Origin of the sequence: Streptococcus sp. 1343 (genome assembly GCF_013277355.1) — a bacterium.
GTDB classification, from domain to species: Bacteria; Bacillota; Bacilli; order Lactobacillales; family Streptococcaceae; genus Streptococcus; species Streptococcus pseudopneumoniae.
This window is the reverse complement of the sequence record NZ_VMMT01000052.1, coordinates 1-10,763: the sequence shown is the minus strand read 5'-3', so window position 1 is coordinate 10,763 and position 10,763 is coordinate 1. Positions and strand designations below refer to the sequence as shown.

General features: G+C 35.2%; 4 protein-coding genes and 2 pseudogenes. All 6 read right to left on the bottom strand.

What is annotated here, in order from left to right; genetic code table 11:
- Positions 1-248: pseudogene (locus HT709_RS11885) on the bottom strand (hypothetical protein); the annotation flags it as partial.
- Between the two features lie 100 nt (positions 249-348).
- Positions 349-1,824, bottom strand: coding sequence for a PTS galactitol transporter subunit IIC (locus tag HT709_RS07740; RefSeq protein WP_172925653.1), 1,476 nt, complete (start codon positions 1,822-1,824; stop codon positions 349-351).
- Positions 1,825-1,871: 47 nt separating this feature from the next.
- A complete protein-coding gene (locus tag HT709_RS07735; RefSeq protein WP_000590549.1) occupies positions 1,872-2,177 on the bottom strand; it encodes a PTS sugar transporter subunit IIB in 306 nt (101 codons plus the stop codon).
- A 38-nt stretch (positions 2,178-2,215) separates the two neighbouring features.
- Complete coding sequence (locus HT709_RS07730; protein ID WP_050390020.1) at positions 2,216-2,692, bottom strand: PTS sugar transporter subunit IIA; 477 nt, start codon at positions 2,690-2,692, stop codon at positions 2,216-2,218.
- Positions 2,693-3,002: 310 nt separating this feature from the next.
- Positions 3,003-3,311, bottom strand: a pseudogene (locus tag HT709_RS07725) (hypothetical protein).
- Positions 3,312-3,792: 481 nt separating this feature from the next.
- Positions 3,793-10,359, bottom strand: coding sequence for a S8 family serine peptidase (locus HT709_RS07720; RefSeq protein WP_172925652.1), 6,567 nt, complete (start codon positions 10,357-10,359; stop codon positions 3,793-3,795).
- Positions 10,360-10,763 lie beyond the last annotated feature (404 nt).

Genomic DNA, 10,763 nt, shown 5'->3' with positions numbered 1-10,763 from the left:
TGAAAATCCAATTCAAACCACGTCAGCTTCACCTTGCCGTAGGTATGGTTACTGACTTCGTCAGTTTCATCTACAACCTCAAAACTATGTTTTGAGCTGACTTCGTCAGTTTCATATGCAACCTCAAAACAGTGTTTTGAGCTGACTTCGTCAGTCTTATCTACACCCTCAAAACTGTGTTTTGAGCAACCTGCGGCTAGCTTCCTAGTTTGCTCTTTGATTTTCATTGAGTATAATTCAATTACCATTATTTTCTCCGATTTCTTGATAGTTTATAAAAAACCTAGGCTGTCACTCCTAAACAGTATGACAACCTAGTTTCAACAATTTACATTTTATAGGAGCGCATTATTTTGCTTTTGCTGCGTACTCTTCGTTACGTTTGATCATTTGTTTTCTGTACCAAGCAAAGATACCGATATAGAATACAAGGAAGACTACTGCACCAAGGATTGCTTTGATATCACCTGTTGTAGTGTTACCAATTGTCCAACCAAGAAGTTTTTCGATTGGTCCTTCAAGAGTTGAGTGAGTGATCAATTGAGTTTCGCTCACACCTGCTGGGAAGGCACCTACACCTTTAGCAAGTTCTGTTGCAAATGGTGCGATAAGTGTACCTGAAAGAAGGAAGAGTGGCAACAAGAGTGTTCCGAAGATGATCATACGGAGCAATTTACCACGAGTTACAACCAAGAGAGCTGGAGTAACACCCATAGCGATGATACCTGCAAGTGGCAAGATACCATTTCCGACTTTTGAAAGAAGCACTGCTTCAATCAACATGATTGGTGCAAGTACGTTGGCACAAGCCCAGATTTCAGCACGACCAGCGATGAATGGCCAGTCAAGACCGATGTTGAATTTACGTCCTTGAAGACGTTTAGTAGCAACGTTTGTAATACCTTGTGATAGTGGTTCTACGGCTGCGATGAACCAAGAACCGATAAGTGAGAAGAGTTCCAAAGATACACCGGCAGTCAAACCAAGAGACAACCATCCTTTAATAACCAGACGCCATTTATCTGCATCTTCAACACCTGCAATTGGATGTGGAGTTCCCATAATACCGATAACAATACCAAGAATGAAACCGATGAAGAATTTAGAACCCCAGAAACCGATTTTCTTGTTCAATTTTGCAGCGTCAAAGTCATATTTATCAAGACCTGGGAAGAATTTTTCAAAAATCTTATCCAAAACCATGATAACTGGGTTCATCATGTAGTTCATGTGAGTTGATGTCATTGGTGATGAACTTGGAGCGTTCAGAAGGTCATCAAATGTAGGTTTCATCAAGTCAGAGTTGATAATTTTCAACACACCAACAAGGACGATAGCTGCTGTAGCAATAAAGAGCGAAACCCCTTGACTCACACCGTTGTTATCTGCATACCATTTAATCAAAAGACCTGTGATAGACAAGTGCCAGATATCAAAGATATCAACGTCAAGTGTATCAGTTTTCTTCATAGCTAGCATCACTATGTTGACAATCAACATGATGAGCAAGAAGTAAAGTGTCCAAGCAGATCCCCAAGTGATTGTTGCAAGTGGTGCCCAACCAACGTCGGTAATACTCAATTGGATACCAGTGTTTTCAACGAATTTTGCAAGTGATGCTGAGAAAGCACCATTTAGCATACCGATGATGGCGCCGATACCAGTAAGAGCGATGGCAAGTTTGATACCACCTTCAAGCGCTTTGGAGAATTTCACTCCAAAAAGTAAAGCCAATACTGTCAAAATGATTAACATGATGACAGGACCACCCATATCTAAGACGGGTGTAAAGACCTCTTTGATTAGGTCAAAGATTGCATCCATAACAGTTCCTCCCTTTTTTATGTTATATGAATGTTAACAAATTAAAATTAGCTTAATCCGTGTTCTTTGATGGCTGCTTCAATATTGTCAAATACTGGAGCACTCATAGCTGGGATACGGAATAAGATTGGTCCGGCTTCGATAACTGGAATACCTGGGTCAAAACCAAGGTCTGTCGCAGCAATTGGTGTGAAGATGTCATAACCTTTGATAAGATCTTCGTTAACGTCTTTGACCATGACTGCATCACAGTGCACATCGTAACCACGGTTTGAAAGTTCTTCTTCAAGAGCACTTTTAATTTGGTGGCTTGAGTTAACACCTGCACCGCAGGCAGCAAGAATTTTAATCATATGGATCTCCTCCGATTTAATATTTTTAATAGACAAGATTAAGCGATTGCTTCAGCGATATAAGCATAGAGGGCTTCTGGTTCAGAAATCTTTGATAGGTCTTCAAGATGACCATTTCCAGTAAAGAAGTCCATCAACTGAGCAAGAATATTCGTTTGACTTGAACTCGAGTTATTGATGATAAAGAAGAGCAAGGATACTTCTACTTCCTTATCTGGCGCAATCATATTATGGAAAGTCACCGGTTTCTCTAATCGAACGACCACAACTTTTTCAGCTAGATTATGAACAATATCTGTGTGAGGAATAGCCACATTCGGCAAATCCTTACCCAAAAATTCCATATCTAAGCCAGTTGGAAATGACTTTTCACGCGTGATCAAGGCTTCACGATAGGTCGGAGTTACGATTTCTCGTTCTTCCAATAAAGTTGAAACCTGATCAAAGAGATGTTCTTGATTATCCGCTTCTAAGCAAAACACAAGGTTTTTGTCAAAGAAATGATCTAATCCCATAAGGTTTTCCCTTCTTTCCATTAACTTTACGCTATAAGTATAACACTATGTGAAACCGTTGTCAATAGTTTTCTGTTGATTTTTGTCTCTTTTTTTATATTTTTGTTGTGTTTATAGTTTGTTATATAAAAATAAACACACAAACAAATACTCCAAGCATTTTTTCTGTTCTAATACTAGAGCAAACTAGGAAGCTAGCCTCAGGTTGCTCAAAACACTATTTTGAGGTTGTGGATAGAACTGACCAAGTCAGTAACCATATCTACGACAAGCCGACGTTGACGTGGTTTGAAGAGATTTTCGAAGAGTATTATTTTCCTTCTTTATCAGGAAATAGATAGCCAATCCCTACACAAGCCAGCACACCTGCTCCAATCACCAAGCCACTTGAAATTGGCAACAGGTCCAAAATTGCATTTGCGATGATAAAGGCAATAATCAAACACATCAGACTAGCCTTGTAGTCTTTTTTCAAAAGATTCTCTAGAGTGAAAAAGAGGAACAGACCCACCGGAATCAAAGACCATAGGCTGACATTCAAACTTGGCTAGCCAACAGAACCAAAATACAATACTGTCACTGCTGCTAATAAAAAGACAATTCCCAATAATTTTTTCATTTGTTTATCTCCAATTTTTTTATGAACTTGAGTTCTCTGATAGTGAAGCCTCACGTCCCTTACAAAAATCATTATAGTAGAGGTCAGTTTCAAGAACAAGTTCTTTTGCCTATCTGGTCTCTATATCAGTCTAAGTGGTTAAATAATGGCGATAAAATAAGGAAGCAGGTGAAAAACTACCTCCCAAATGAAAAGGAATTAAGCAACCAAACGCTACTTAATTCCTTGAAATTGTCTCATCACCTCTATTAGCCTTTAAATTTTGAAAGACTCTATTTGCTAATCAATATTTGTCAATACTAACCCTTTCAATCAATTCATTAGTTTTCTAAACTAAGTCTATTAATAAATCCAAAAAGAGTATCAATAGTAAAGTAAACTAAATAATTGAGTTATAAATAGCTATTTTCACAAAACTGTTTCATCATCACACCATCTCAGTACATAAACCATTTTTTCATCTATAGCTTTTGTCTTAATCTTAATCTTTTTTCTTTAATCCAAGAAATGCACCTAAGGTAAACATTATTCCGGCAACCAATGACGTGAAGACTTCGCTAACTGTTCCGGTTTTTGGTAACCTATCATTGTTAGTAGTTGATTTACTATCAATATTGGTATCTTTATTAGCTATGTTCTCTGGTTCATTAAGATAAACTTCCTTCTCATTTTCAAAGTTTTTATCATTTTTATCAGGAACTGGAGCTGTAACATCCTTAGTTGAATCAGATCTTTGACTTTCATCTAATTGACTATAATTTACTTGTACAGGAACTGTAGTTTTGACATCTTTAGTTGAATCAAATTTGTGTGAATGATCTTCTCTTTGTAAATCCTCTTTTCTGTGACTTTCATCTAATTGATTATGATTTGCTTGCACCTTATCTTTCTTTTTGGATACATCAAAAGTAGGTTTATTTTCCTCTTCCTTTTTCTCCTCTATTTTCTTGAATACAGGTTTTATAAGGGTATCTTTTGATAGATTAATAACATAACCAGCATCTTTTTTGCCTTCGACACCAGAAATTTCCCAACCATCAAATTGATAGCCTTTTTCTAATTCACCCTTATAAACAGGTAAAATGAAATCTTCTTCCGACACTATCGTTGAACTCATTTCTTTTCCATTTTGAATGGTCACAGTCACCCTATGAGGTTTTAGTTCGCTCACCTCTCCCGTATCTTTATTTAAAATAAATTCTTTTACGGTTGTATTTCTTGCGAAATCTTTTACAAGAATCTTAATATTTAGTGTCTTATCTGTTAGTTGTTTAATATCATCAAATGATGTATATTCTTTTCCATTTACATAAATATGTTGTTCTTGAATCTCACCATCGAATCCATTATTTCTTTTATCATTGATGTTAAAGACTACAGATTTTCCATCAGCATATTCGATACTAGTATTTCCCTTGGGATCAATGTTTACTTCTGGTTTAACATTATCATATAAAAATTGATAGTGTACTCCAACCGCTTTCGCATTCAAATTGCTATAGCCAGTTTGCAGATAAACATTTCCATCCATATCTGTTACCTTATCTGGAAATCCGTTTGCTTTATAATCTTTCATCCCCCAGTCCATGATGTCACCGTCTTTAACATTAAGCTTAACGTTAAAATCTCTAGTGTTATCAATGTGTAAATCTCCGTAGATTAAATAATTATCTACAACCGATTCATTAACTCTCAATTCCCAGTTAAAACCACCCTTATCAGAAATCTTACCTCTTAAATAAAATTCTGGATTTCGTACATAAATTTTATTAGATTTAGATGGATTAAAGTAGTTCTTATCCATTGAAAGGTTTACTGGTTTGGTATCAATAAATAACATGGAGCCATCTTCTTTTATAGCTTCTACATTAGAATATTCCTCCCCATGATACTCTTTATTATCTTTACCAAATAATACAAGTTTAGAGGAATCTGTCACAAGATTTCCATCTTTATCGATTGCTTCCCCTTTATCATTCATGTTAAAGGTAAACACTTGATATCTTACAATGTTAAAGCCGTCCAAAGCCGACATTAATACTGATTGAGTGCTTCTTCCATCTTTAACATTTCTACTATCAGCATAAATTGTTGTTTCTGAAAGGACTCTTAGATTAGGATTGGCCTTTTGTATTTTTGCTATATCTTCATTGCTATAGACTCCATTTCCTTCTAACATATCCGTTTTTCCAGGATTATAGGTAGTCACTTTTAGTGCATAGCCTTTTCTCAGAATGATATTATCCTTTAATAGATATTGTTGTTTTTCTGAATCAGAATAGATTTTACCAGATTCCATTTCAGTTAAATTGTTTGGTTTGTTTTTTGAAAGATCACCTTCTCCTAATTCTATTACATTCCCATAACTTGATGCATAGGGATATTCTGTTTTAGTTTCCCTATTTTTTTCAGGCATTCTAATTTTAGTTTTAGCTTTTGTTTTACCCTTATCTTTTACAAGGATATTCATATCACCCGTAAAGGATAGACCATCGACTACATCATTTGTATTTGCAAATAAGTCAAAGGTTAGAGTTTTAGTTTGTGGGTCGTATTTACTTGCCTTAATTTCTATTAATTTGAAGCCATTGCCATAGTAAGCCTTAGCATTTTTGGATACATTACTTACTTTTCCAAGAATTTCAAAATGTCCATCCTTTGATGGGCTTAATACTCCACCAAGTTTTGATTTAACATCATCAAGTTTCTCAGTTTCATATTCTAGAGCACTCTTATCTTCATAGGCAGTTATATTTCCTTCATCGTCATATTGATAATCAAGCTCTACTGTTCTTTTTCCACCAGTTACAAAGTCATATTCTTCCCTATATTTCTTTTTAATGAGTTTCTTTAGGTCTTTATTTTCAAAGTCTCTAATTGTTGAAATAGTTTTATTTATTTCAAGGCTAGCTTCTCCCTCAACTGAACTTTCTTCAGCTGGTTTTGAATCTTCATCCTTAGCTTGATTATTATTGGTATTTTCCTCTGGGCTCTTTGCATTTTTGAGTTTTTCTTCAGAAATTTCACCTAGTTTTTCATATTTAGAAGCATCTTTGTCAGGATCTACTAGGTAATAAGAAATCATTCCTTTTTCATCAGCTTGGTCATCAAATTTAATTCTATGGATTTTGGTGAAGTTGCTTGCACCATCTAGGGCGATTACTTCGATGATTTTTCCTCTTAAATCTCCTGCTCCGCTAATTTCGTAGATAGTATTTCCATCTTTATCAAGCTTCCTATTTCTTCCCTCACCCTCTCCGGCGTAAGTTACATCAAGACTTTTCTCAACATCTCCATACTTATCGACAAGAGCTGCACCTGCGTACCATACTTCGTTGGCTACTTCTTCAAATTTCTCAGGATGTTCTTTTTGGTCTCTAGCAAACAAGGTTTCGTGTTTGTACTCATCCTTTACCTTGTGGTAGGTATCTTTTGCGATCAATTTAATTTTATCTGGATTAGAAAAATCAATTGAAATAATTTTTGGAGCTGTATTATCAATTTTTACTGGTATATAAGAAACTTGCCATGGATAATCCTTGGTTAATCTATATTTGAATTTGTAGAAGTATTGACCCTCAGCTATTGATTCAAATTGTCCTCTTATCCTAGTAGCTGGATCTTGGTTATCCTTACTTTCTGGTTCATTTTCTTCTCTACCTCTAGGGTTATAGATGAGTCCATCCCACTTCAAATCACCCCAAACTTTTAGTTTAGATGATTTGATTCCCTTTGCATCATTGCTTTTAGAATTTAAAATTCCTCTAATAAAGTGTTCTCTCGAAATGACTTTTAAGTCTCTTTGATTTTCTCCCTCTTTATTTGTATTTACTATTGAAATCAATCCTTCTTCTGCACTTCTTAATACAAGTGGAGAAGGGGTTAATCCTCTTTCTAGTGAAACACTTTGTGGTTCTCCCTTTGAGTCAAGTGGATATACCCTAGCAACATTAGATCCACTAGTGGATTCTGCATGAATACCTTGGTTGTTAAAGGCAAATAAGTCTGGGTCTTGGTCTAGTGATGTAATATTTTTATCTTTTCTGTTTTGAATAATAGCTGCTGGATTAAATTTATCTATACCATGTTCTCCACCAATACCCTTGTTCAAGGTTCCAGGAATTTTCGGTTTACCATCATCATCATAACCTTCCATTGTTTTTGATTTTGAACCCTCTTCCCAGGCCCATTTATCAAGGATTGGTTCGTGGTTCCAATTCCCAGCAAATCCCATTAGAGGCATCGACAAAGAAGGTTGGAAGTTTATTTTCTTCCCGTTAGAGTTTAGAGCTTCCATTTCTTCCACTGACTCAAAATGAATAAATGATTCTACAAATTTATTTTTGTCTTTAGCCTCTCCAACATTTATAACCGCATTCAAATCAAAGCTAGAATTTGCGCCTATAGTGAAAGTATCATGCTCAAATGTGATATTTGCTCCTTTGATTTTTTCTGGATGGATTTCTGGAACAATTTGCTTCCCATCTGGAGATTTTTCATCTTTATATGTTTCATCCAGTTTTAATCTGTCAGTTAGAGAATCTGTAGTTATCGCTGATGCTGAAACTTTAAAGGTTAAAGGTCTGTCTGATGTATTGTGAAGCTTAACTGTAAAATATTTTTCTTCTCCTTTTATTTCTTTAAGAGAAATAGAACCATAAGAGTTTACCAAACCTTTAGAATCCTTGTTTTTGAAAGTCGCTACAACTTCATTTCTCAAAGCATTGGCAACATTAATTAGCCCTGCTCCCTGTTGTCTAGGTGATGCAAAGTATTGGCTTTTTTCTTTCCAAGACGTTGCGTCCATCATAGGTCGCGCAGTATTTTGTAAAGCAATTTTTGTAAGACTTGTAAGGTCTATTTTGTCATCTCCCTCAAGATTTTTCAATACAGGTCTTTCAAGCATTTCCTTTAACTTCGGTCTAATCAAAACAGTAGAAGCTGCTACGATTGGAGTTGCCATACTAGTTCCTGACATATAGCCATAAGTTGATTTCCCATTAATGACATTGAGAGTAGATTTAATGTTTTTACCAGGTGCTGAAACATCGGGTTTTAAAAGTAAATCTACTCTTGGCCCCCAAGATGTGGATCCTGCTGGAACGATGATATCTTCTTTATAGAGTTCTTTGTCTGTGTCAGGTGCAAACTTAAAGTCAATCTCTTTTTCGTCACCTACATTCGGTTTGTTGGAATTAAAACTTTCCATATCAATTGGATAGTATTGCTCCAATTTATCTTTAAAATCTTCTTTATTATTTCTTTTGACTTCAGTTTTTTTATCAGGATTAATCATGTTCCATAGCTTTACACCATCATCTCCTGAAATTGAAAACACTTGACTTTTAGTACCTTCATCCGCTTCATATCCCATAGCTGGAAGCTCTGTCCAATTATCTCTATTGTAGTAATTGACAGTATTTACAACCATAATGGCGCGTGCGCCCTTATCCGTAGCTTTTTTAAAAGCATTTTTTAAATCCTTTGTATAAATTCTATCCATTACTGCAATTTTGCCCTTAAGATCCAAACCTATCAAATCTTGGTCTTGGCCCTTGCCTATATATACAAATTTCAATTTACTAGGAGCTTTTGAACCATCTTCATTTGTTGTGATTTTATTCTTATCGAAAAAGGCCCCTATATTTCTGTATTTAAAACTTTCTCCACCTATGTTAACTTTATCAAACTCAACTGTTTGATTTTTAGCAGATGCAACCGCTATCGCATCTTCATGTGCTGCTGTTCGCGTTACATTTCCAGTGTCGGTCATTTTCAGATGATTATTTGCCACTAAATCCCAAGAAGAACTTGAAGCAGAAGTCGCATAGTTACCCGTAGCGACAACCATTGGAATGCCTGCTTTTCTTAATGCTCTAATAGCTTGCCAATATTTCTCACCTACAAGACCTGTTCCTGTAAAACCAGATGATACCGAAACAACATCAACGTTGTGTTTGATAGAATCTTCAATAGCATGAAACATTGTTTCATCCCCTGCGAACCCAGATCCTGCGTCAGAGTACATTTTATAAGAGAAGATCTGTGCATTAGGTGCAATTCCATCTATGCCATTAAAGTTCTTGATGTCTTTTTCAGTATCATTTCCAGCAAGAATCCCTGCAATATGCATCCCATGGGGATCAAAATAATCACTTCCATCATCAGCTCTTTCTACGGTAATTTTACCACCATTATAATAATTAAAAGCATGAGGAATTTTATCACTCAACCAATAATTTTTATCAGTGCCTTTTAAGTCTTCTTTTTTAAATCTCATTGAGGCTTTGGCATCATCATCGATTCTCATAGCCTTATGCCTATAATCTGTTCCAGTATCGATATTTGAAATGACCATACCTCTGCCATCAAAATTTCTTCCAAATTGAGCATTAATGGCCTTTAGGTAATCAATAGCTTCCTCAACTCCAATTTCCTTTCTGGCATGATTCATCATGGGTTGGACTTTTTGTGCCCTTTCAACCGATAAGATACCTTCTATGTGTTTAATTTTGTCCAAGTTATCTGGAGTTGTTTCTATGGCACTACCGTTAAAAATTCTATCATAAGTATATAAAACTTTTGTATTCTTAAGACTGGATAGTCCCTTGATTGCTTTTTCTCTAGACTCTTCATCTTTAAATTCAGCAATATAGACAAGTCTATCCTCTTTTTTGGGACTTTCTGAGTCTTTACTTGCAGACGAGTCCGCTTTATCTCCTTGGGATTGATTGGAATTTTCTTCTTTGCTTGTTGCTTCTTCATTGCTAGTGCTATTGTCTATCACAGGATTTTTACTAACAACTTCTTTTTCCTCAATAATTGTTGTTTTCTTTTCTTCAGTATCCTTTGAAGCTTCTATAGCATGATGAATCTCTTCATGTTTCTCTTTATTTTCTGTTTCCTTATCTACTACTACTTTTTCTTTATCAGAGATATTTAAAGCATCTTCAGAGCTAGATATATCTGCTAAGACTACCTCATTAGGGGCATAGGCTGCTAAAATAACTGCAGCTGTGGTTAATGACAATACTGTACTTTTTTTCATTTTAATTCCTTACATATTTATTTAACTTCCAATAGATAGAAAACTTTAACTTTGCTAGCCTTTGTTATAAAAAGTTTTACTAAGTATTATCTAGGAAATAGAGTAGTACATTTATATATAATTGTTAGCTCTCCATAAAAATAGTATATCATTTTTTAAATTTAAGTCAAGAAAAATTAATATGTGTTAATTTATTTTTTAATATACATTAAAAATATAGAGTCAAAAACTTTCGTAGTTAGCTGGGGTACATTGTCAGAACATTCACACCATCAAAAATAGTAGCAATCAAATTGAACCACTACCAAAATCACAAAGTCAAACATCATTGATGAAATATCAGCGCTATTAAACAATATAAATAACCGCTAAGAATAAGACTTAACCCCAAATCATTCATACCT

Excerpts from the sequence above, each read along its gene's own strand:
- HT709_RS07735 (WP_000590549.1), bottom strand. The coding sequence starts at position 2,177 with ATGATTAAAATTCTTGCTGCCTGCGGTGCAGGTGTTAACTCAAGCCAC.
- HT709_RS07740 (WP_172925653.1), bottom strand. The coding sequence starts at position 1,824 with ATGGATGCAATCTTTGACCTAATCAAAGAGGTCTTTACACCCGTCTTA.
- HT709_RS07720 (WP_172925652.1), bottom strand. The coding sequence starts at position 10,359 with ATGAAAAAAAGTACAGTATTGTCATTAACCACAGCTGCAGTTATTTTA.
- HT709_RS07730 (WP_050390020.1), bottom strand. The coding sequence starts at position 2,692 with ATGGGATTAGATCATTTCTTTGACAAAAACCTTGTGTTTTGCTTAGAA.